Below are 21,249 nucleotides of genomic sequence, written 5' to 3' on the forward strand. Positions count from 1 at the left end.
CTCTATAGGCTTTCAGCTGTATGCCAGACGGGATAAATTAATGGCTGCATTGTAATCTTGGTTAATTTGTGGACAAATTACAAATTACAAATCATAAATCATAAATTATAAATTAACCCCACCAGTGTCTTAAACCAGTGGGGTTTTTTGATAATTAATTCAAACTAATTACAAGAATTTATTTTGTGCGCTGACCGCACCTCAAGTAGCGTGCGTGGAACAGGCTTCTAGCCTGTGATAAGTGCCCATATGCTTAAGCAGTCTTTTTTTTGAAAGCTGCACCTGTTCCCAAAGCACTTAATGCTAGTAATCCCAAAATTGAAGCAGGTTCCGGAACAGGTGTGAGCTCAACATTGTCAATCAGCAGTCCAGAGCTAACAGCAGTATCATCCTCGTCCAAGACTCCAAGTCCTAAACTAAAGGTTCCGGAGGTCTCAAAGGTATACGAAAAACTCTGAAAGCCAGTCTCTTGAAAGAAAGGTGTCAAAGAGTCTATGAATAGTGGGGAGTTGGTGTCAGCTAGCCCATCTACCATTTTAGCTATGCTCACGAAGGAAAAATCGTTAAAACGTGCTGGATCAAAAGAAGATGTGGATTCCTCCGTGAGAAAGTTCCAATCAAAAGTCAAAACATCTCCGGCATGGGCGGTGAAAGTTTGTTGAATTGCAGAACCCTCTCTGGGAGTGTCTACATTGGGAAGATTAGGGATAGTAGCTAGGCTTCCAGCTGTTAATCCTAGAAATGTTTCTATATCTGAGACAGGAACTGAGCCAAAAAAACCAGTGGTTAGTAGAGCTTGGAAGTCTCCATCGGTTGGACCACTTCCAAACGCGGCTGTTTGAATACTAGTGTCGCCTATGGTTGCCCATTCGGTGAAATCACCAGTTTCAAAACTGCCATTGACAATTGCCAGAGCTGGGTTAGCACTTAAAAGAGTTGCGGCACTAACTAAACTTACTGTACCTGAGCATAGGGTTAAGACATTGAACAATTGACGAGTAGACATAAACTTGATTCCTCCTTTTTTAGGTAAAATGCTATGGTTTTCGCGACGATACTATTTGAGCGAACTATTTGAAGAGGATTGGAAAATTACTTAAAAACTCAGATCATCTAAACATCAAGGGGCTCAAATCAATTAATTCTAAAATCTAGAGCCTCTTAATAAGCAAGCACCATGATCTGACCCATCCAAGCCAACTAGTCTAAGCATGGATGTCACTAATGATAAAAATCTCTAGGAACTTAAGCTGCGTGACCGGTAGTCGCTCATGGGGGGAACCCCCAAGACCGCGCTACCTCCTCTAAGGATCTCTAAGGATAGTGTTCATTGTTGATGATTATCCCTAGATGGGGGTCTTTTCTTTGACGGCTTTAGGTTGGTAGCTATGAAAACAATGAACTAATTAACGTTGATGACTAATTTATTTTCCAACAATACTATTACATATAAATCTTTGATAATTGATCTACTCAAAGTTAAATTCACTTAATCTTTAACTTAATAAAGTTTGGATGAATTATCTTTTGATAAGAGATAATTACGAATTGATAGCATTTACAAATAGGTCATAAACAATATTGCTGCATCGCTTTTACCAGTTCGCTGTCTTGATGCATCCTATGTTTACATCTCAAATAAAAACCCTATACTTTGGTTCGCTAAGATGCATTTAAATTTCCACCTCAAGTAACCTGACCTAGGGCACTATGACTGAAGTCTCTGATTAACCGTCAACGGTCAACGGTCAACAACAAACCAGACCGGATACTGATGTATAATACAGAAGTACCCATTTACCGCTAACTAGTACCGATTAGAGGATATCTGAAAAGTTTTTTGATATTGAATTTTGCCCCCCTAGCCCCCCAATTCTGGGGGGAACAAGAATCAATTTGCTGGTAAAAGTCCCCCAAGCGAGCAATCCCTCGCTTGGGGGACCAACCGGGGCTTGGATGTAGCAAATGAGACTTCTCAGACAACCTCTTAGCAAGAAACGGGCACTAGTTTCTCATATACCAGTACTGGTTTCTGGTTAAACAGTACCCATGTCTAACAAACGGGTACCTATGTATAACAAATGGGTACTGGTTTTTCACATAGCAATACTGGTTTCTGGTTAAGCAGTATCCATGGGTAACAATCGGCTACCCATTTTTCGTTAAGGGGTACTAATTTCTCACATACCAGTACTGGTTTGCTGTTTAATCGGTGCTATAGCAAAGGGAACAGGGAACAGGGAACAGGGAACAGGGAACAGGGAACAGGGAGCAGAGGGACTGTTGGCAACTTTACATAAGTTCATACAGCGATGCAGCGCGGTCTTGGGGGTTTCCCCCACTCGCTATTGCATCAAGAAGTGAGGTGTATTTTTGTCGAGGTATAGCAGTCGCCAGGGCAGTTAGGACATGACAAAAGTCTCAAACCTAAATAAGCGCAAGAGTTTGACTTCTGACTTCTGACTTCTGACTTCTGACTTCTGACTTCTGCTATACTTGCTATCAATAAATTTACTGATTCTCTCAGGAAAATTATATCAATACCTCATAAAAAATGGAAAATTTTTTATGATTACATTGCTGTTTTTTTGGGAGCATTATAGTTGATTTAATCTTAATTATTGCAAGATAATATATGGCTCAACTCAAGCGAAATTCAATAAAATTGATGAATGCAGAACGGCGAATTGCTAGTCTTAAATCTATTAACGATAAGCTCGATTTAGGCAATGGAATGACAATTCAGGAGTTGGAAGCATCTATCCAATCTGTGAGAGAAAAACTAGAAACTTACAACACTATCCTCTCAACTGTTGATGCGGCCTATAATAATCTTTTAGAAGCAGAAGAGGTATTGGGGGGCCTCAGTGAGAAAATGCTAATGGCTGTTGCTGTTAAGTATGGCAAAAATAGCTTTGAATATGAAATGGCAGGGGGTGTGCGTAGAACTGAGCGCAAACGACGCATCCGTCGAACTATTGACAGTGCTGACCCAGAGCTAAATTGAGTTCTAGCACCATAGTTTGGGGGCTTTAACAAAACCAGATGATCGCCCAATCATACCCAGATTCAGCAACGCCCTGATTCTGGGTAGGATTCTACTTCCCAATTTCCCCAGTGGTATTCCTTTTTGGGGCATATTATCACTTCACTAAGAATAATCCTGAGGGGGGACATGAGCCATGAAAAGCTTACTAGATAAGGCTTTGAGTCTAATCAGCTATGGCTTTATTCGGAAATTGACCCTCGATTTATTTCCTGGAAGCTCAAACTCTTATAACGCTGAAATTATTACCCAGTAAGGATTTCAGCTTTCCTGTCGCCCCCCTCAGGAATAATCATGGATGAAGAACGCCTCCAAGCCTATCTCAGGCTGATTCAAATGCTGCTGAATTGTCCCAGTGGCAAGGAAGAGATTTTGAACTCCCACTGGGATTTAGTAGATGGGGGGTTGGTGCAGGTGATGCTACAGGTGGCGGAGTAGTTGGGAAAGGAGGGCAATAAAGATGCTGCGTAATTTTTTAACTAATGTTGCCCGTCAGCTAGCGAAGACTCTGGGATTGTCATCAACAAGTCCTACCTCTTCGCAATTGCCGACTGCCGACTCCCAACTTAATTTCCTGATGGAGGTATTGCAGGCAACTGCAAAAAGCAAAGGTAACCCGCAAGTGGTTTATGCCCTGCTGCAAGCAAACTTAGAGAAGCTAGATGATAACTTGGCATTGGTATTGGGAGACTGGGCAACGGTGACTCTGGCAGAAGTAGAACCAGAACAAGCCCAAGGCATCGCAGGGATGATTGGCAATTTCAGTACTCTAATTCAGGAGTTTCCCCAAGGCAGTAGGGCGACTAACTTAGAGATTGCCATTACTGGCTATGAGGTGGTTGGCACTGTGTTTACCTGTGAGGCTTTTTCCGAACAATGGGCAACCCTTCAAAATAATCTGGGGAATACCTACTGTGAAAGAATCAGGGGAGAGAAGGCAGACAACCTCGAAGCCGCCATCACAGCTTACCAAGGGGCTTTGCAAGTGCGCACCCGTCAGGCTTTTCCCCAGCAATGGGCAACCACTCAAAATAATCTTGGAAATGCCTACCGTGAAAGAATCAGGGGAGAGAAGGCAGACAACCTCGAAGCCGCCATCACAGCTTACCAAGGGGCTTTGGAAGTGTACACCCGTCAGGCTTTTCCCCAACAGTGGGCACAGATTCAAAATAATCTGGGAAATGCTTACTTATACAGAATCAGGGGAGACAAGGCAGACAACCTCGAAGCCGCCATCACAGCTTACCAAGGGGCTTTGGAAGTGTACACCCGTCAGGCTTTTCCCCAACAGTGGGCACAGATTCAAAATAATCTGGGAAATGCTTACTTATACAGAATCAGGGGAGACAAGGCAGACAACCTCAAATCAGCCATCAAAGCTTACCAAGGGGCTTTGGAAGTGCGCACCCGTCAGGCTTTTCCCCAACAGTGGGCAATGACTCAAAATAATCTGGCAACTGCCTACAGTGAAAGAATAGACCTCTTGCAAAAGTATTTTTTTGATACTGTTTTCGTCAATTATTGTTACTATTTTCTGTCTCCTGTCTCCTATCTCCTGACTTCTGCAAGAAGTCTAATCAGGGGAGAGAAGGCAGACAACCTCGAACCCGCCATCACAGCTTATCAAAGGGCTTTGGAAGTGTACACCCGTCAGGCTTTTCCCCAACAGTGGGCAACCATTCAACATAATCTGGGGAATGCCTACAGTGACAGAATCAGGGGAGAGAAGGCGGACAACCTCGAAGCCGCCATCACAGCTTACCAAGCAGCTTTGCAAGTTTACACCCTTGAGGCTTTTCCCGAAGATTGGGCAATGACTCAAAATAGTCTGGGAAATGCCTACCGTGAAAGAATCAGGGAAGAGAAGGCAGGCAACCTCGAAGCCGCCATCAATTCTTACCAAAGGGCTTTGGAAGTGTACACCCGTGAGGCTTTTCCCCAACAGTGGGCACAGATTCAAAATAATCTGGGAAATGCCTACAGTAACAGAATCAGGGGAGAGAAGGCAGACAACCTCGAAGCAGCGATCAAGACTTTCCAAGGGGCTTTGGAAGTTTACACCCGTGAGGCTTTTCCCCAACAGTGGGCAACCATTCAACATAATCTGGGGAATGCCTACAGTGACAGAATCAGGGAAGAGAAGGCAGACAACCTCGAAGCCCCCATCAAGGCTTACCAAGGGGCTTTGGAAGTTTACACCCGTGAGGCTTTTCCCCAACAGTGGGCAATGACTCAAAATAGTCTGGGAAATGCCTACAGTAACAGAATCAGCCGACAGAACCCAGACAACCTCGAAGATGCCATCAATGCTTACCAAGCAGCTTTGGAAGTGTACACCCGTAAGGCTTTTCCCCAAGAGTGGGCAATGACTCAAAATAATGTGGGGAATGCCTACTTATACAGAATCAGGGGAAAGAAGGCAGACAACCTCAAAGCCGCCATCAAGGCTTACCAAAGGGCTTTGAAAGTATGCACCCCTGAGGCTTTTCCCCAAGACCATGCCGAAACCTTATTTAACCTTGGGCTTGCCTACCAAGAGGCTCAAAAGTTTACCAACGCCTACAATGTTTTTGCTGACGCTATCGAAACAGTAGAATCCCTCCGTGGTGAGATTGTCTTTGGTTCTGGGATCGAAGCAGACAAACAAAAACTAGCTGAAAAATACAACCAAGTCTACAGCAGGATGGTTGAAGTCTGCCTGGAACTGGATAAACCCACCGAAGCAATTGAATATGCTGAACGTAGCAAAGGTAGAAACCTAGTAGACCTCCTAGCTAACAAAAACCTCTATCCTAAACGCGATCGCTACCCCAACCCAGAGGTTCACCAAGCTCACTGCCAGCAACTAGAACAACTGCGACGGGAAATCCCAGTAATACAGCGAGAGTTAGAGATAGTAACAAGAAATCGGGAGTCAGATCAGAAATACCGCGAAACTATCAAGACACAGCAGCAAAGGTTAAAGGACTTAAAACATGAGCAGGATAACTTACTCAAGGAAATCAACCAACTAGATCTTAGTTTTAAATTCACCCAACAGGTTGAACCGATTCCCTTTAGTGATATCCAAGCCCTGATTGATGACCACACTGCTATTATTCAGTGGTATATCACAAACAATCAGATTATAGCCTTTACCATAACCAATCAAAATCAGCAGCCACAGGTTAGGCAATCATCTTTTGAAGACTTAAAAGCCCTTTTTGATTTGACTAATGAATATTTGGCTACTTACTACGAGAAAAAAGACCAGTGGCAGACTAAATTGGATAACCTACTAAGCCGATTAGCCCAGATTCTGCATATAGAGGAAATTCTCGCTGAACTCCCCCAAAAGTGTGAGCAGTTGATTCTCATCCCCCATCGCTTCTTACATTTGTTCCCCCTTCATGCTTTGCCCATCAAGAATAGGGAGCAACAGGCAAACAACAGTGAGCAAAATACCCACACTAACAATGCTTACTTACTTGACTTGTTCCCGAAAGGAGTTCGATATGCTCCCAGTTGCCAATTACTGCAACTGAGTCAAAATCAAGAGCGTCCCGATTTCAGTAAGCTCTTTGCTATCCAAAACCCGACTAAGGACCTAGACTACGCCGACTTCAAAGTTAACAACATTCTCCCATTATTCTGGTTTTGGCAAATAATATATCTTTTGATGTGGCAGCTAAAACCACGAGCATACAGCTATTTGCGGTATCTTTTTTCCAAATTTCCCCAAGTCTTAGCCAAGCAGGATGCAACCAAAGCTGCTGTTAAGACCAGTCAAGAGATGCCCCTATCCCACTGTATTGATTTTTATTGTCATGGTGAGTTTAATCTAGAATCACCCCTAGAATCAGCACTGATTTTAGCCAAAGATCAAAATACCATCCTTTGGCAAATATATCTCTTTATGTGGGCGGTAGAATCACGATCATACAGTTTAATGCGGTATGTTTTTTCCAAAAAATATGAACGCCTTACCTTAACGGAAATCTTTGGACTTAGTCTCAATCAATGCCGCCTTGTCACCCTCTCTGCTTGTGAAACAGGCATTACTGCAGTTGCTGGTAGTACTTATGATTACAGCAGCGATGAATACATTAGTTTGCCCAGTGGTTTCCTCTACGCCGGTAGTCCCAGCGTTGTCAGCAGCCTCTGGACAGTGAATGAATTTGCCACTGCCTTCTTAATGATTAAATTTTATCAAAACCTAAGTCAGTTTCCCACCAGAGAAACGGGTGAAATTGCGGTTGCCCTCAACCAAGCTCAAACATGGCTGCGGGAGGTTACTAAAGAAGAATTAGAAGAGTGGACAAACCATCTGTCCCTGACTCCCACTCAGGAAGATGCCTTGTTTGATTGGTTTGAGGATGAGGAAACAAAAGAACAGCCTTTCCAATCACCTTATTACTGGGCTGCATTTTGTGCCATCGGTAAATAGAGCTCACTCCAGATCTATCTTATAATTTTTATTATGTCACTATCTAAACAGAACATCGAAGCTTTTATTCATATAATAAAATACCAGCCCTCTCTTTTTTCAGAGAAAAATATAGTTGATTTAAAGCAACAAATAGATAAGTTTCCAGAAGATGTTGAATCACTCTCAGATGCCATCTCCACTTGGTGCAAAGAATACCGCGACATACGCAAGGCTTTGAGTAAAACCAGAACAAGATTATTTGGTTCAACACCTAGAAAACAGATGGGTCCAGGTGAATCTAATCCCAAGCCTAAACCCGAAGACTACAAAACAAACATAAAAAACCAGATGCGGGAAAGTTTCCCCGAAACTACTCCCGAAGCTACTAAGGAGCAAAAACCACCAGACTCTAGCAAATGAACCAGACACCCACAGCATGGAAAGTACAAAATCCTAGCTTGACCCTCTGTGCCTTTCAGCTGCGCCAAGACATTACCAAAGGCAAGCAAGAGGTGATGGACAATGCTAACCAACTGTGGGAACAATGTGTTGCCCTTGGGGAACACCGGAACATCCAACTCCTCAAATCTCTCAAAACAGAACTCCGCAGCTACACTTACGATCCAAAAGGTTCTCAGTACCACTACCATCCCAGCAATGAAGACCAAGAAGCAACAGCAGAGGAAAAACCCTATCTAGATGATTGGCTGGAATTGGTGAGGAAAGACCCCCAATCAGATCAAGCCCGTCAGCTGCGTTTTCACAGTGACTCAGATAAAAATGGTCTGCGCCTGATGGGAGAAATTTATCCCCTGCGCATTCACGATACCTATGCCCTTGACCTGACCCTACGTTACCGTGAAACCGTAGAGTTAGCCGACCTAAGTCAGCTCAATCCCACTGACAAAATCCAAGCTTCCATCGGACAAACCCTACTGCTATTTGTTAAACCAGTTAATGTGGAAGAATCCGCCTATGAGGACTTTGCTAATCACTGTGTTGCAGCGTTAGTCAAGGAAACAGCAGACTATCCCCAACTATCAGCAACGGGTCAACTCTTCGGTAGTCCTATTTTTGAATACGATAATGATAAACAGACGCCCAGGGAAGGCTGTCACATTCTGGTGTGGTTAGACTCTCATCCTGAAACTTTGGATAAAAGCGTTGAGGGTTACCACTCATTGCTCAATTTGCTCTGTTGTCGCAGTAAAATACTTTACGCTTATTCTCAATCTCGCTACTGTCATGATCAAGCCTTGGAACTCTATAGGGAATTAGAGCAAAAAGTAGAGCAATTAATTCAACCCCCTGAAGAAACCCTAGAGGAACTCAACCAGTGGCTCAAGGAAATACCCCAACGGGCATTTCACTATGCTAAATACCTCCGGGACATGGAAGACCACAGAACTGCGATTACTACCAACATCGAGAACTATACTTCCAAGTTAGAGAACATTAAAGCATTGAGTTTGCCCAAGGATGACCTGGGATTTCTACAAACCTTCCTTGACTCCACCTGTAAGCAATTTCAAACTCAGATTCAAGTAGACCTCAACTACCTTAGAGCTGGTCAAAACTTATGTGATCAGATGACTGCCACGATTTGCGGCATGATCGAGGTTAAGCAAGCAGAAAGCGATCGCAATTTACAGGAAACCTTACAAGCTAACGAAGCGGCTGCCCAAAAACGGCAACAACAATTAGAACTAGTGATTAGTGTAGTCGCTACAGGTGCAACCCTCAGCAGTGTTTCTTCCCAAGTTGCCTCTGAGGCTACCGAGAAAATTTTATCAGTTTCCAAAGAAGCTAAAGACGCTAATCTTCCTAGTTATGTCGGCTACAGTTTCCTAGATATAGTCTTTCATCTCCTAGTAGGAGTTATCTTAGCAACTCCTGTCGGCATTATTCTCTGGTGGTGGCGAAGAAAGTAAGTATATGCCCGTAGCCCATATGCTTAAAGAGCTTCAGCCTCCCCACAGTCCCGACCTCAGACTCCCTTTAAGGTAAATTCAGTTTCCTAAGCAACACCTTATCAAATTCTCAGTTAAGGGTCACTGCCTCCTCAGTTAAGACCTGCATTCTAGTAATTACAGGAAAGCAGTTAAGCGAATCAACCCCAGGAGAAACAAACATGAAAGGTATCGTACTTGGCAGTTTAGGCACTTTATTGATTGCTACCGCTACCACTCCCGTCTTAGCATCAGAAATCGCTGCCAACTCTACCACCAGCCGTAACAATATTGTCGAAGTTAAACCCTTTAACCTGGTCTATCTCGGTTATCAAGGTTACTTTTCTGAGCAAGGTATTCCCAGTAATGCTAGTTTCATCAGCGCTGTAAAAACCAAGAGAATTACCGCCAAAGACCTCGTAGCCAGTGCTATTGAAAGAGGAAGATTATCCCCAGAAACTATCAATGATTCTAGCTATCTAGCTTATGTGAACACTGAACTATCCAACCTGGATCGGGATTAATACTTAGGTAAGCATTTAGCTGATAACTGTTGGCGTAGCCCATTAGCTGAATACTTACATAAGTTAAGACCTACATTCTATTAATTAAATATAAGTAGTTAACCAATTAAGCAAATCAATCTTAGGAGAAACAAACATGAAAGGTATCGTACTTGGCAGTTTAGGCACGTTATTGATTGCTACCGCTACCACTCCCGTCTTAGCATCAGAAATCGCTGCCAACTCTACCACCAGCCGTAACAATATAGTCGAAGTTCAACCCTTTAACCTGGTCTATCTCGGTTATCAAGGTTACTTTTCTGAGCAAGGTATTCCCAGTAATGCTGGTTTCATCAGCGCTGTAAAAACCAAGAGAATTACCGCCAAAGACCTAGTAGCCAGTGCTATTGAAAGAGGAAGATTATCCCCAGAAACCATCAATGATTCTAGCTATCTGGCTCATGTAAACAGTCAACTATCCAACCTGGATCGGGATTAATACTGAGGTAAGCATTTAGCGGTCAGCGGTCAACAGTCAGCGGTCAGCTTATTTTATTCCAAAGCACCATAGCTAATAGCACCTCAAGTAGCGTGCGTGGCACAGGCTTTGGCCTTGGCCTTTAGGCCACGCGGGGCGCGTTTGGCCACGCTGTGCGAACGACGCTGTGAGGTAGCCCATTAGCTGATAGCTGATACGCGACACGCTGATAGCTTACGAAATCTCAAATCCTAGCTGGGGTTTGAATTTCACTATGTTTTTTTTAAGAAGTAACATAAACTATAAGTGGTTTTTCCAAAGTACAAAAAAGGTGTTTTATGAAAACAGAACAGTCACCTAATATCTTTGAGAGTCAGTGGCAACTCTATCAAAAAATACTGACTAACAATTACATGAAACACCGTGAAATTTACGGCATCTTACACGCATTTCTAGTCAGCTACTTTCCAACCCCCTTCTCCATGCTTGACCTAGGCTGCGGTGATGCTAGCTTCACGGCTCAGGCTTTAGCCAATACCACGATTGCTTCCTACAAAGGTATTGACCTCTCTGAGCCAGCACTAGAGATTGCTCGTGATAACCTCAATTCTATCCCCTGCGAACAGACATTGATCCAGGGCGACTTCTTTGAAGTAGTTTCTGAGTTGGCACAAAAGCAGCAGGATAGCTTCGACGGGATTCTAAGTTCTTTTGCGTTCCATCACCTCAGTTTTGAGCAAAAAGATGGTATTATGGCTCAGCTTAGCCATCTCCTAAAAGCTGATGGTGTTTTTATTCTGATCGATATAGTTTCCACAGATGGAGAAACCCGAGACGCCTATCTAAGACGTTACCTAGAGGGTGTCTACCAAGACTGGGCTACACTGACTCCGGAAGAAGTTTCCATGGTCGAGGGTCATATATTGTCTAGTGATTTTCCCGAAACCCAAACAACCCTGCAATCCCTTGCCCACAAACATGATTTTAATCGGGTTGAGTGTCTGTATCGGGATCCCCTCAACACTAGCCAAGTGTTGTGCTTTTACAAGAGTAGCGCTAAAAGCCCACTCCAGCTAGGGGTGGGATGAATGGGTGCCAGGTTGAGGTAGAAGGATCGGAAACTCAGCTCAAGCTCATAAATCCTCAGAAATCAGGTACGGTAGGGAATAGGGAAACGGAAATCCCAAAGGATCTCAAATCCTTGGAGACCTATCTGTAAGTGGGGTGTAGTTGATTATGAAAATTATCAGCCTATTAGCTGCGATCGCAATATTTCTAATCTCGGCTTGTTCAAATCAATCTGCGTCAAAACCACTAAGCGTCACCATGCACTTGACTGATACCAAAGGCATTGGTGAAGAGATTGGCATTGTCAAAGCAACCGAAACCGAGAAGGGTCTGCAGCTAACCTCGAATCTGTCTGGATTAACTCCTGGAGAACATGGCTTCCATGTCCATACAAAGCCCAACTGTGGTCCAGCCCAGAAGGAAGGTAAAGTAGTTCCAGGCTTAGCTGCTGGTGGTCATTATGATCCAGAAAATACCGGCAAACACGAAGGACCATTCGGTAATGGTCATTTAGGTGATTTGCCACGGCTAGTGTTTAATCAACAGGGTGTTGCTAACACTCCAGTCGTAGCCCCACGGTTAAAGGTTGCTGACCTTAAGGGTCACTCTCTGATCATTCACGCCCAAGGTGACAATTATTCAGACACTCCCAAACCCTTGGGAGGGGGTGGTGCTCGAGCGGCTTGTGGTGTGATTTAGCCACAGTGTTGTGCTTTTCAGTTAACGGAGCTAAGGGATGGGGAATTTTATAGCTTTTATCGTACTTATGAGGTACAGTTTCAGTTGAGGCTGCATCGCTTAAAACCATTCATGAATATTGCCTTTTGTATGCAAGCCTTTTGCCTTCAAGGGATAAGCAATGTCGCTCATAGCTATGAGAATTGCTATATATTCCCCATTTCCTATTCAATCCCTAAAGACTTTTGGATCAGCCTACTATTGGTTTTAATCAGTTCTTGTTGTTCTGGCCAGAATAATGTTGGTAATTCATCTATAGGAAACCACCGCAGCTGGTAACTGAGATGTGGATCAGTAGGAGTACCGTCAATTTGGTCAGTAATGAACAGAAAATAGTAAGTCTTTTTCCAACACTGTTTGGCAAAGTCTAATCGTTCCTTAACTCCCAGTTCAGCTATAAATTTTAGATCATTTAAGCCCGCTTCTTCCGAAATTTCTCGCTCTGCCGCCTCTAAAAAGCTTTCTCCTGGTTCTACATGACCTTTGGGTAAAACGTATTCCAGTCTATTGCCTTCTTGAACTAGAGCGATGTATATCTGCTGCTCCCAACGGCGGGCAACAATACCACCAGCCGAGGTAGCCTCAGAAACTCCAGGCGGTCGTTGGTACCAAGTTTCATCAATAATCATTTTTATAGCGTTTTTCCTACTTATGAGGTACTTTAGTCCTGGGTTTTAGGGAGTAGGGAGTAGGGAGTAGGGAGTAGGGGGAATAAAATTGACTGTACGTCATTACTATTAAAAATAGTATAATTAGGTTGTATCCTATCCGGTTTACTACTTATCATTCTTGGTTGTTCGTCAAGTTAAAATTGGAATTAAAATTGTTAATTTACCATTTAAAGTTGTCAATTAACAATTAGCACTTAACAATTAACACTCAACTAATCTCTACTCCCTACTCCCGATTCCCGATTCCCGATTCCCGATTCCCTACTCCCTACTCCCTACTCCCTGTTCCCTATTCCCTATTCCCTATTCCCTAATATCTATGGCATTAAGGCGCGAATCTCGTCTAACTTAGCACGCACTTTCTGGATATCTTGCCACATCAGCCACTTTGGACTACCTGGATCTCGTTTCGGATTCCGCAGTAGGTAAGCAGGATGGAGAATTGGCATACACCACTTATGCCCTTCCCATTCCATCCAGGTGCCGCGAATCTTAGTAATGCCCTGCTTGTTACCAGTTAAGCCTTTTACCGCTGTGGCACCAGTAAACAGAATAATTTGGGGGTCTACTAGGCGAATTTGTTCCAACAAGTAAGGTTTGCACGCTTCAATTTCATTAGGAGTAGGGGTGCGGTTACCAGGAGGTCGGCACTTGACCATATTACAAATATAGACATCTTGTTCACTATCGATGTTCACAGATGCCAAAATTTTCTCCAACAGTTTCCCTGCTCTGCCTACAAAGGGCTTACCAGTCTCATCTTCTTGTTTACCCGGTCCTTCTCCAATAATCATAATTAGGGCTTTAGGGTTGCCACGTCCAATAACAGCCTGAGTGCGGGTAGCTCCTAATTCGCAGCGTTGGCAAGATTGACAGTGTTCTGTCAAGGATTCCATGGTGTCGTAAGTGCCAGCAGGAATAGGGATTTTGGCATCAGTGGGGATTAGCTCCCTTTGGACATTGTTGGGCGGTGATGGGGTTAACTCTGACTCGTCAAAAAGACTAAGTTGTTCTCCGTTGGACATGAGGACTCACAGAAATTTTTGCAGGCATAAGGCACCTTACTACTAATAGTAGATTCAGGAGATTGTGAGCAACTAATTATTACAATTATTTCTTCTGATACAGTAATCTTGACAAAAATCGGTAATTATAATATATATCAGGCAACTTCATGCCGGAGGAAGCCATGTACACTGCCCCGCTGTTTAGCGATCGCGCTGATGCCGGTGAGCAGCTCGCTCAAGCACTTATCCCCTTGGTGAGCAGGCTGCACGCTACAGGTATTGATGCCACGCCTATTGTATACGCACTCCCTCGGGGGGGTATCCCAGTAGCAGCACCAGTAGCTCGGGCACTGGATTGTCCGCTAGATATTGTGGTGGCAAAAAAAATTACCACGGCTCGCAACCCAGAATTAGCAATCGGTGCAGTGACTTCCTCCGGAGTTGTACTTTGGTCTGGGCAAAGGCGATGGCGAAACAAAAATGCTCAATGGCGGGAAGTAGTATTAGCTCAAGCTCAAGAAAAAGCCCAAGCTCAGTTAGCTCAACTGCAACCGGGTTGTCCGAAAACCAATCCTACTGGTGCCCTAGCCTTGCTGGTTGATGATGGCATTGCCACTGGAATGACTATAGCAGCAGCAACGGAAGCAGTAAAAGCCCACAATCCAGCACAGGTCTGGATTTGCACACCAGTTGCACCAGGAGGATTAATAGGCTGGTTATCACAGTGGTGCGATCGCATGGTTATCTTACAAACACCGGAACCCTTTCTGAGTGTCAGCCGCTTCTACCTCAAATTTCCTCAAGTTCAAACCAAAGAAGCTCTGAGCTACTTACAGCAGCATAACTATAAGCATAACTATATTACAATATCAGAGACCTCAGTCAACGCTAGCTTAGAGCATTAACTAGCTGCTTTAATTTATGAGACTTTGGCAGTTTTGGTGGCGAACATTAGTGCTTTCAACCCAGTACAATCCACCAGAGTTCGTTGAATTAATGATGACCTCATTGGCAATGGCTTTACTAGCCACCTGGGGATATACCAGTGACTGGCCCTATCTGGTACTCAGTTCTAGCTTTGCCATGGGAGCAGCCGTATCCATGTGGGTAAGGGGTATAACCATGCCTTCCTCTAATTCCCGTATGGTGCAGGTCATGGCTATCCTGTTGATCATCTACAGCTTTTATGCTTTTTCTCACCTTGTCGATGACATTTTTACCTAAATGTAAACTGCTAAATACTCTGGTGATACCGAATCCACTAGCCAAATGCAATTATCCGAACAATAGAAGCTGTAACCGGCTTTGTGCATAGCTGCGGCATCAATGGCAAAAACCACAGGGCGACCATGCCTTGCTCCCACTTTTCTGGCAGTTGCTATATCCGTCGATAAATGGACATGGTGTCGCGACATTTTACACAAACCTTGCCGCAGAATTGACTCAACTGCCCGGTGACCGGTACCGTGATAAAGCACATCTGGTGGCACCACAACGTCTAGTTGCAAATCGACTTTGACCGTATGACCTTGATTGGCACGAATTCGGGTACCTGTGGAGTCGAAAGAAAACCGCTTTTTGTCATTTTTGGCAACCACTTCATTTAAATCAGCACGGCTGATCCGAAAGGAATGCTTTTTAGACGCCGCCAGTAGTTCATCAACACCAACCCAGCCACCAGGAGCGAGTGTGATTCCAATTCTCTGAGGCTGGTGTCGAAGATGCTTACTTAAATATTTACTAATTTTGACTAATCGAGACGGATTCATATTGATATAGTAGTTTGCTATTTTTTAAGTACATATTTCTGGGTTTTTAGGGAACAGGGAACAGGGAATAGGGAATAGAGCAGTTTTTATGGAAACTAAGTTATTTATTATTGCAAATTAATAAGTCAATTTGATTTTTTTTATTAATTTTAATAATTAAATTATCGGCAAATCGCTATTATTTTATAATAGTGGTGATAAACATTATTAAAGACCGCGCTGAATCGCTTTTCGTCAATTATTATTCCCTGTTCCCGATTCCCGATTCCCGATTCCCGATTCCCGATTCCCTGTTCCCGATTCCCGATTCCCGATTCCCGATTCCCGATTCCCGACTTCTGGAATAACTCTAGTCAATATCATGGTGTAGTTCTTAATTGCAAAAGTAACCTTGAGAATATCCGACCAATATTCCAAGCATCATCTCCTCCCCGGTGGTGAGTACCTTCCAGCGGTAGATTGAGCAAATCCAAAGCTTGTGCCATACCAACTTCATGGGGCAAAGCATAACTAATGGCAAACAAGGTCTTGATGTTGATATGTCTGGTGCCGAAGGGATATCTCAAAAAGCGAGATGTACACTGTTTCTGAAATTGATTTCGATCATAATCCCCATAACTTGCCCACACTCGCCGAGCAGATAAATACTTATCCTGTAGAATTGAACACGCTTCAACAAACGAAATTCCCTGGTCAACTTGCTCCTGGGTTAATGTAGTTAGTTTGGTACAAAATTCACTGACCCTTGAGCGTTCTGGTTTTACCAAAATACTATCTTTTTCCAGGGGCTTCCCAGAAACAACATCCAATACACAAATCCCAATTTCAATGATTTCATTTTCTTGTCCTGGAGGTGGCTTCCCTTGCCAACAGGTTGCTTCAACATCCACAACAAGAATTTGGTCGAGTTTTTTGGACATATTAGCCTCCGGCTAGTTGATGTTTGTTGAAGGTTGTTCGCGTAGCGTGGCCTTTTGGCCAAGGTTGGCAGGTTGTTCGCGTAGCGTGGCCTTTTGGCCAAGGTTGGCAGGTTGTTCGCGTAGCGTGGCCTTTTGGCCAAGGTTGGCAGGTTGTTCGCGTAGCGTGGCCTTTTGGCCAAGGTTGTTCACCCTTGGGGTGCCTTGTAGTCTCTTTACTGCTGGTAAGAGGGAGGTATTTGAAGAGACTGACTAGGGTTTAAGCCTGCACTGATTGCCCAAATGCTTCCCCCCTACAAGGTTTTCAAGACGCTTTTAGGTTAGTAATATATTTGTATTAATTATAATACAAATAGGGCAAGCACGTCTACTCAACACTCTCCAACTCCAGATTCAGTAGGTAAGCATATGCGCTACGCGCACGCTACTTGAGGTGCCGTTGGCCTTAGGCCAATGACTGATAGCTGATAGCTGATAGCTGATAGCTGATAGCTGATAGCTGATAGCTGATAGCTGATAGCTGATAGCTGATAGCTGATAGCTGACCACTGACCACTGACCACTGACCACTGACGCACTCAAGACTCACTACTATCAACCAGTATTCGGATCGGCTTGATTGATCCCACAATAATAATTAATGCTGAAAGGGCAACAATAGGCACAACTGGCAGAAAACCGAAGGTAAGACTTTTGGGAATAATCCCTAACTGAAAGCCAATCACTGCGGCTTCACCCACAAGAATCGATACAATACAGGTTAGAGGATGAATAGTTTTGCTATACAATACTGCAATTACCGTCGGAAACAGTACTGCTAATCCGGTAAAGGCTTGGGTTGCGATCGCAGTAATCGTATCTGGGGGATTTTTGGCGATAATTAAACCAATAATTGCCAATAAAACAATCAGTACTCTACCAACAAAGGTTTGTTCTTTTAGGGAAGCGTTTTTACGGAAATAAGCAAAATAAATATCTCTGGTTAGCATGGAACTGAGAGCCAAAAGCTGGGAGTCTAAGGTTGACATCATGGCAGCTAATGCTCCTACCATGACTAAAGAGGCTAGCCAGATTGGTGTATGTTCTGCTAGCATCATTGGAAACACTTGATCCGATGCTTTTCCTGTCAGGTCAGAAAAGGAAATATGTCCCCACATTCCGATTAGCACGGGACAAATAAACATGATAGCGCTGACCAGGGGATACATCACTACCGAAACTTTTAGGGAATTGCTAGTTTTTGAGGTATAAAATCGCATAAACATCTGGGGAAACATAGGGACACTAAGCATCCAGAGAATCATGAAGCTAAACCACTTACGATGTGTAAAAAAATTATCTATACCCTGTCGAGAAAACAATTCAGGTTTGAGGGTGTAGACAGTACGGTTAGCTTCAGTAATCCCTCCTAAACTAGAAGCAATTGCTGCCACTGCCGCTAACATTAAGGTAAACATTAAAACCCCTTGGATAACATCGGTTAGGGCAACGCTTCTCATCCCCCCCATGAACACATACAGCACGATGACAATTGTTAAAAAAGTAGCCCCTGTAAAATAAGGAATTTGTCCATTGGTTAAGGTTTCAAGAATATAGCCAGCTCCAATCGGTTGTAGGGTTAAGTAGGGAATGGTGAAAATTACCATAACCGCCAGAAAAATTAATTTGAGGGTATTGCTAATCCCAGGAGATACACCTGTGCTACGGAAACGGGCTTCAATCAATTCAGAAGGTGTGATTAAGCCGTGTTTTTTGCCTATAAGCCAGACTCGATAACCGATAAAATAAAAGGTTAGTGCGATTAAGCCAGTTCCAAACCCCATCATTCCGTAATAACTCAGACCAATGCGATACCCTGAGCCTGAAAATCCCAGAAAAGCAAAGGCGCTGAAATTAGTAGCAATTAGCGTAAAAAATAGGAGAATTGCTCCCATGTTACGGTCAGCTAAAAAATAATCATCAGGGGTGTTTTGTTGTTGGCGATAACCAACTAGTCCTACCACCAGGGTTACTAATAAATACCCAGCGATCACAACATAGGGAATAATCGAGTCTAGTGCCATAGTTTTAACGGTCTTCCTTAGACGAAGTGTAAGCTATCAGCTATGAGCTATCACAGCAATTCAAGTAGGGTGGGCAAAGTAATATCATCTAGAATACTCACCCATAAGCAAACTGTTTTTGCCCACCCTACAAGCTGCCAGCACTGACGGCTGACAGCTGACGGCTGAATGCTTACGACGAAGTTTCCCAGAAATTTAGCACAAATAGTAACAACGCGACTGCAAGGATAATTTGTAAAGTAATAAAATAGAATATCCAAGGGGGAAGATGAAGGAAGGAGAAGGAAATGTCTTGCTGCCAAGACCAGAAATCTTGGGATAGCAGGAAAATTACTGTAAAGCAGAAAAACCAGAAAAATGAGGATTTTAAAATTGGCATCAGCACTTTAGGAAAGGGAACAGGGAGTAGGGAGTAGGGAGTAGGGAGTAGGGAGGGTGGGGAGAGGGGGAGAGGGGGAGATGGGGAGATGGGGGAGATTTTTATTAAGGGTAATTGTTACAACATGATATTATAATTCTATTTTTCTGAGTGTTTTTGCCTCCATTCAGAGCCACCCTTAGGGAGTAGGGAATATGGCATCAAAATTATCACAATTCCTACAGGTATTGCTATTACTAGTCGCAACTTTAGTGAGAGCTAGATTAATCTGAATGGTAAAAGAGAGCACTAACTAAGGTATGGTAGAAAATAGTGTTTTCTTACTGATAAACCATTATAGGTAAGCAAGTGTCCATATAATTTGCCTATTGTCTATGCAGCGCGATGTAACAAGCTTTTTCATTACCTGTTCCCTGTTCCCTGTTCCGAAGCGTGCAGCGCAATAAAATTAGATTACCATAAACGGCATGGCAAATTTCTCTCATCGACCGTTAGCCGTTGATTTATTTGCTGGTGCTGGTGGTTTCTCCCTAGGGATTGAGCAGGCGGGGTTTGATGTTGCCGTTGCCGTTGAACAAGACCCAATTCATGGGGCAGTGTATGCCTTCAATTCCCCCCAAACCAAGGTTTTATGTACCGACGTTGCTACCCTGTCTGGTCAGGAAATTCAGAAAGCCCTGAGGGAGTGGGCAACTCAAAGGGGGCAAAACCAAGACTGTAGAGAGGTTTCATCGCAGGTTTCTACCATTGATCTAGTCATTGATCTAGTCATTGGTGGACCCCCTTGTCAGGGATTCTCCTTGATCGGTAAGCGTCAAGTAGATGATGCACGCAATAATTTAGTGTTTGAGTTTTGCCGTTTGGTCAAAGAACTCCAACCACGCTATTTTGTGATGGAGAATGTTCCAGGCTTAGCTCAGAACAAATACCAAGACCTGTTCGAGCAGCTAATCAGCGAGTTTAAAGCAGCTGGATACACCATAACTGAGCCAGTCAAGGTATTGAATGCAGCAGATTTTGGCGTGCCACAAAAACGGCGGCGCTTGTTTTTACTGGGTTCTAGGCTTGGGGAAGCACCAGTGGTTTATCCTGACTCAGAACTAGGCTCTCACCAATGGGTAACTGTTAAGGATGCGATCGCAGACTTGCCTAACTTAGATAATTTTCCTGAACTCCAGAAAAGCGATTGTGTTGAACTAACACCAAAACAGCTAGACCTGATCCAAGCTTTAGCTATGCCTTATGTAGAAAAGTTACGGGATGTAATCACCGATCCTGGTAACTTTGCCTATCCCCGCCAGTGGAATCCTAAACTATTGACCAGTTCCCTGCAAACCCAGCACACGGAAGCGTCGATTGAGCGGTTTAGAAACACACCCATGGGCGAGGTAGAAACTACCAGTCGCTTACGACGCTTACACTGGGATAAACCATGCCATACCCTCAGAGCAGGTACTGGTTATAAAAACGGTCGCTACACCTCTCCTCGCCCCATTCATCCTGATTACCCACGGGTGATCTCCGTGCGAGAGGCCGCTAGACTGCACTCATTTCCAGATTGGTTTCGCTTCCACCACACCAAATGGCATGGATTTCGACAGGTGGGTAATGCTGTACCACCACGATTAGGACGGGTTTTGGGTAAACAAATTATGACAGCCTTGGCCCAGGAACCATCAGTGCCAACCACAACTATAAAGCTCTCAGATACCAAACTGTTAACCTTTAAACAGTTTCAGGCATCCAAATATTGGACTATATTAGTATTTATTCCTTTTCTAATTTGCTGCTTCCTTCCTCCTGTCGTTCTCTTGTCCTAGAATCAACATGCTGTATATCACGACCGTCAACGCTGATCGGCTACTAGTTTGCCATCGTTGTAACTCAGATCACAGCTTAACCGCGATCCCATCACAACACATCGTGAGCTCGAATCACTACTAGCTAGGACTCTCTCTCACAGAAGATCTCTTCAAAATTGCCGATAGTTAAAATTACAGAGATTATGTGGAGCCCATGAAACCTTCTCAAGTGATCTTCCCCAAATTCCCGGTTAAGCAAATAGCTCAGCGTATTATTCATATGCGCCAAATTACCCGCATTGACCAACAGCTCTTTATGTCAGCTTTACGAGGCAAGGCATCACTTTCACTAGAAGAGCAAACCCTAGTCCAAGAGATTCATGACCGTTTGAACCGTGGATTGATTCGAGTAGTGGAATAAACTATATCACTTCTGGTCATGATGGTCAAA

The 21,249-nt window shown here is 43.7% G+C and carries 25 protein-coding genes; 15 read left to right on the top strand and 10 right to left on the bottom strand.

Annotated elements, in window-relative coordinates:
* Positions 1-253 precede the first annotated feature (253 nt).
* Together BJP34_RS12295 and BJP34_RS43040 are read right to left on the bottom strand one after the other, a co-directional pair.
* Positions 254-1,006, bottom strand: coding sequence for a PEP-CTERM sorting domain-containing protein (locus tag BJP34_RS12295; protein WP_083305118.1), 753 nt, complete (start codon positions 1,004-1,006; stop codon positions 254-256).
* 1,174 nt (positions 1,007-2,180) lie between these two features.
* Entirely contained in the window at positions 2,181-2,342 is a 162-nt protein-coding gene (locus tag BJP34_RS43040; RefSeq protein WP_158517154.1) for a hypothetical protein, read from the bottom strand.
* Between the two features lie 326 nt (positions 2,343-2,668).
* On the opposite strand from BJP34_RS43040, the gene BJP34_RS12300 reads away from it, so the two are divergent.
* The 9 genes from BJP34_RS12300 (at position 2,669) to sodC (ending at position 12,151) form a co-directional block, all read left to right on the top strand.
* Positions 2,669-3,007 (top strand): hypothetical protein, encoded by a 339-nt coding sequence (locus tag BJP34_RS12300; RefSeq protein ID WP_202972091.1) that lies wholly within the window; start codon positions 2,669-2,671, stop codon positions 3,005-3,007.
* A 333-nt stretch (positions 3,008-3,340) separates the two neighbouring features.
* Positions 3,341-3,484 carry a hypothetical protein gene (locus BJP34_RS47325; RefSeq protein ID WP_229424330.1) on the top strand — a complete coding sequence of 48 codons (144 nt, stop codon included), beginning with the start codon at positions 3,341-3,343 and terminating at the stop codon, positions 3,482-3,484.
* A 22-nt stretch (positions 3,485-3,506) separates the two neighbouring features.
* Positions 3,507-7,472, top strand: coding sequence for a CHAT domain-containing protein (locus BJP34_RS12305; protein ID WP_070392595.1), 3,966 nt, complete (start codon positions 3,507-3,509; stop codon positions 7,470-7,472).
* A 33-nt stretch (positions 7,473-7,505) separates the two neighbouring features.
* Entirely contained in the window at positions 7,506-7,874 is a 369-nt protein-coding gene (locus BJP34_RS12310; protein ID WP_070392596.1) for a hypothetical protein, read from the top strand.
* Positions 7,871-9,385: a hypothetical protein gene (locus tag BJP34_RS12315; RefSeq protein WP_070392597.1), complete on the top strand. Its 1,515-nt coding sequence runs from the start codon at positions 7,871-7,873 to the stop codon at positions 9,383-9,385. The genes BJP34_RS12310 and BJP34_RS12315 overlap by 4 nt, the downstream gene beginning before the upstream one ends.
* Positions 9,386-9,585: 200 nt before the next feature.
* Positions 9,586-9,927, top strand: a complete 342-nt coding sequence (locus BJP34_RS12320; RefSeq protein ID WP_070392598.1) for a hypothetical protein — start codon at positions 9,586-9,588, stop codon at positions 9,925-9,927.
* Between the two features lie 136 nt (positions 9,928-10,063).
* On the top strand, positions 10,064-10,405 hold the full coding sequence (locus BJP34_RS12325; protein ID WP_070392599.1) for a hypothetical protein: 342 nt from the start codon (positions 10,064-10,066) through the stop codon (positions 10,403-10,405).
* A 317-nt stretch (positions 10,406-10,722) separates the two neighbouring features.
* Positions 10,723-11,472 (top strand): class I SAM-dependent methyltransferase, encoded by a 750-nt coding sequence (locus BJP34_RS12330; protein ID WP_070392600.1) that lies wholly within the window; start codon positions 10,723-10,725, stop codon positions 11,470-11,472.
* A gap of 148 nt (positions 11,473-11,620) precedes the next feature.
* A complete protein-coding gene (gene sodC / locus BJP34_RS12335; RefSeq protein WP_070392601.1) occupies positions 11,621-12,151 on the top strand; it encodes a superoxide dismutase family protein in 531 nt (176 codons plus the stop codon).
* A 203-nt stretch (positions 12,152-12,354) separates the two neighbouring features.
* Here the strand turns inward: sodC and BJP34_RS12340 are convergent, their stop codons facing one another.
* The 3 genes from BJP34_RS12340 to BJP34_RS12345 all read right to left on the bottom strand — a co-directional run bounded on the left by BJP34_RS12340 (position 12,355) and on the right by BJP34_RS12345 (position 13,886).
* Positions 12,355-12,819, bottom strand: coding sequence for an NUDIX domain-containing protein (locus tag BJP34_RS12340; protein WP_070392602.1), 465 nt, complete (start codon positions 12,817-12,819; stop codon positions 12,355-12,357).
* A gap of 32 nt (positions 12,820-12,851) precedes the next feature.
* Complete coding sequence (locus BJP34_RS48735) at positions 12,852-12,977, bottom strand: hypothetical protein (RefSeq protein ID WP_267876547.1); 126 nt, start codon at positions 12,975-12,977, stop codon at positions 12,852-12,854.
* A 201-nt stretch (positions 12,978-13,178) separates the two neighbouring features.
* Positions 13,179-13,886, bottom strand: coding sequence for a uracil-DNA glycosylase (locus tag BJP34_RS12345; RefSeq protein ID WP_070392603.1), 708 nt, complete (start codon positions 13,884-13,886; stop codon positions 13,179-13,181).
* 164 nt (positions 13,887-14,050) lie between these two features.
* Between BJP34_RS12345 and BJP34_RS12350 the strand changes: the two genes are divergently transcribed.
* A complete protein-coding gene (locus BJP34_RS12350; protein WP_070396633.1) occupies positions 14,051-14,773 on the top strand; it encodes a phosphoribosyltransferase in 723 nt (240 codons plus the stop codon).
* Between the two features lie 16 nt (positions 14,774-14,789).
* Complete coding sequence (locus BJP34_RS12355) at positions 14,790-15,092, top strand: hypothetical protein (RefSeq protein WP_070392604.1); 303 nt, start codon at positions 14,790-14,792, stop codon at positions 15,090-15,092.
* Here BJP34_RS12355 and BJP34_RS12360 read toward each other — a convergent pair.
* Positions 15,089-15,637, bottom strand: a complete 549-nt coding sequence (locus tag BJP34_RS12360) for an RNA 2'-phosphotransferase (RefSeq protein WP_070392605.1) — start codon at positions 15,635-15,637, stop codon at positions 15,089-15,091. The genes BJP34_RS12355 and BJP34_RS12360 overlap by 4 nt on opposite strands.
* A 194-nt stretch (positions 15,638-15,831) precedes the next feature.
* Here BJP34_RS12360 and BJP34_RS43045 point away from each other — a divergent pair, with 194 nt between their 5' ends.
* Positions 15,832-15,984, top strand: coding sequence for a hypothetical protein (locus BJP34_RS43045; protein ID WP_158517155.1), 153 nt, complete (start codon positions 15,832-15,834; stop codon positions 15,982-15,984).
* Between the two features lie 12 nt (positions 15,985-15,996).
* Here BJP34_RS43045 and BJP34_RS12365 read toward each other — a convergent pair whose 3' ends face one another.
* From BJP34_RS12365 to BJP34_RS12370, 4 genes are all read right to left on the bottom strand, one after another.
* Positions 15,997-16,557, bottom strand: a complete 561-nt coding sequence (locus BJP34_RS12365; protein WP_070392606.1) for a 3'-5' exonuclease — start codon at positions 16,555-16,557, stop codon at positions 15,997-15,999.
* A gap of 12 nt (positions 16,558-16,569) precedes the next feature.
* Entirely contained in the window at positions 16,570-16,746 is a 177-nt protein-coding gene (locus BJP34_RS43050) for a hypothetical protein (RefSeq protein WP_158517156.1), read from the bottom strand.
* Between the two features lie 253 nt (positions 16,747-16,999).
* Positions 17,000-17,143: a hypothetical protein gene (locus tag BJP34_RS43055; RefSeq protein WP_168166468.1), complete on the bottom strand. Its 144-nt coding sequence runs from the start codon at positions 17,141-17,143 to the stop codon at positions 17,000-17,002.
* Positions 17,133-18,617, bottom strand: a complete 1,485-nt coding sequence (locus tag BJP34_RS12370; RefSeq protein ID WP_070392607.1) for a sodium/pantothenate symporter — start codon at positions 18,615-18,617, stop codon at positions 17,133-17,135. Before BJP34_RS12370 ends, BJP34_RS43055 begins: the two co-directional genes overlap by 11 nt.
* Positions 18,618-18,904: 287 nt before the next feature.
* On the opposite strand from BJP34_RS12370, the gene BJP34_RS48740 reads away from it, so the two are divergent.
* The 3 genes from BJP34_RS48740 (at position 18,905) to BJP34_RS12380 (ending at position 21,219) form a co-directional block, all read left to right on the top strand.
* Entirely contained in the window at positions 18,905-19,033 is a 129-nt protein-coding gene (locus tag BJP34_RS48740) for a hypothetical protein (RefSeq protein WP_267876548.1), read from the top strand.
* A gap of 430 nt (positions 19,034-19,463) precedes the next feature.
* Positions 19,464-20,816: a DNA cytosine methyltransferase gene (locus BJP34_RS12375; protein WP_070392608.1), complete on the top strand. Its 1,353-nt coding sequence runs from the start codon at positions 19,464-19,466 to the stop codon at positions 20,814-20,816.
* Between the two features lie 196 nt (positions 20,817-21,012).
* Positions 21,013-21,219, top strand: coding sequence for a hypothetical protein (locus tag BJP34_RS12380; RefSeq protein ID WP_070392609.1), 207 nt, complete (start codon positions 21,013-21,015; stop codon positions 21,217-21,219).
* The last annotated feature ends 30 nt before the right edge of the window (positions 21,220-21,249 follow it).

This window comes from Moorena producens PAL-8-15-08-1, assembly GCF_001767235.1.
Classification (GTDB): domain Bacteria; phylum Cyanobacteriota; class Cyanobacteriia; order Cyanobacteriales; family Coleofasciculaceae; genus Moorena; species Moorena producens_A.